This window comes from Fibrobacter sp. (genome assembly GCF_045112255.1).
Classification (GTDB): domain Bacteria; phylum Fibrobacterota; class Fibrobacteria; order Fibrobacterales; family Fibrobacteraceae; genus Fibrobacter.
Genome location: NZ_JBGUHR010000089.1, coordinates 1 through 1,528 on the forward strand (window position 1 = coordinate 1; position 1,528 = coordinate 1,528).

The window sequence follows — 1,528 nt, forward strand, 5'->3', positions numbered from 1 at the left end:
CTTGTATTATATAAAGCAGCAGCTACAGTCGCCTGTTTGGCGTCTGTGTGCTACACTGCAGAGGATGCTGTGGATTGGTTCCCGCCCCTTACCGCTTGACGGTTTCCCGTAGGCTCCAACCACAGTCCTTTGCAGATTTGTTAATCAGTTAGATACCGCCAGACGGTTTATGTGTAACAAGGCTACAAGGCAAAGGTCCTGTGGATGCAGCATCATAAAATCTTCTTCCGGAGGTATTCCCATGGTTTGCGTTGGAATCGATGTTGCAAAGAACAAGCATGACTGCTTTATTCTCAGTTCAGAAGGCGAAGTGCTGGCCGATGTGTTTACCATTGCCAACAATCGAGACGGCTTTGAGACCCTGCTGCAGCGGATTCGCTCCTGTGCACTTCCTACCGACAACATAAAAGTAGGGCTTGAGGCTACAGGACACTACAGCTACAACATTCTCGGATTCCTTCTCGACAACGGTCTGCCCACCTTTGTCCTGAATCCTTTGCACACCAACCTCTACCGGAAAAGCCACAGTCTCAGAAAGACGAAGACCGACCGAATCGATGCGCGTACGATTGCGGCTATGCTCATGTCTGATGTGGACCTCAAGTCCTACACAGACACAGCATACCACAATGAGGAGCTAAAGTCACTCACAAGATACAGATTTGGCAAGGTAAAGGAAAGAGCCAAGCTCAAAACGTCGGTTTCCCGCCTGGTAAACATCCTGTTTCCGGAGCTGGAATCGCTTGTCTCTTCTCTGCACACTGCCTCTGTCTATGCCCTTCTCAGCGAGTTTCCGGGAGCAAAGCAGATTGCCGACGCGCATCTGACACACTTGAAAACGGTCTTGTACAACGCTTCCAACGGGCGTTTTGGCAGACAAAAGGCGCTTGAGATCCGAGACGCCGCCAAGCGTTCCATTGGCTCTGTGATGCCCGCCAAATCTCTTGAGCTCCGGCATACGATTCGCCTGATCCGCGAGCTGGACAGAGAAATTGAGGAGATTGAAGCGCAAATTTCCGCCTTGATGGAGACAATTTCATCTCCGATTACATCTATCCCCGGCATTGGCGTCCGCATGGGCGCCATGATTCTTGCGGAGATTGGTGACTTCTCTCGTTTTGACTCTCCCGACAAGATTCTGGCCTTTGCCGGTCTTTCTCCTTCTACCTACCAGTCCGGCAGCATGAACGCCACCGGCGCTTATGCGCACATGGAAAAGCGCGGTTCCCGTTATCTCCGCTATGCTTTATTTAACGCCGCAAAATATGTCTGCCAATGGGATCCCTCTTTCGCTGCCTATCTATCCAAAAAACTGGCTGAGGGCAAACACTACAATATTGCCATCTCTCATGCTGCGAAGAAGCTGGTTCGCCTGATCTTTGCCTTGCAATCTTCCGGCCAGATGTATCTGCCCGTATAACTTTTCCCGCCATCTGCTCAGAGTGCCCTGTAGGACACTCACCCTTTTGCACCCTTTTTTTCTTTCCTGCCGATTCGCAGTTTCTGCTTGACTTTTGATAGTTAGTCT

At 50.5% G+C, this 1,528-nt stretch carries 1 protein-coding gene; it reads left to right on the forward strand.

The genetic code is table 11. The annotated features are described in order from the left end of the window. The first annotated feature begins 241 nt into the window (after positions 1–241). Positions 242–1,420: an IS110 family transposase gene (locus ACJMM9_RS12525; RefSeq protein ID WP_405327497.1), complete on the forward strand. Its 1,179-nt coding sequence runs from the start codon at positions 242–244 to the stop codon at positions 1,418–1,420. Positions 1,421–1,528 lie beyond the last annotated feature (108 nt).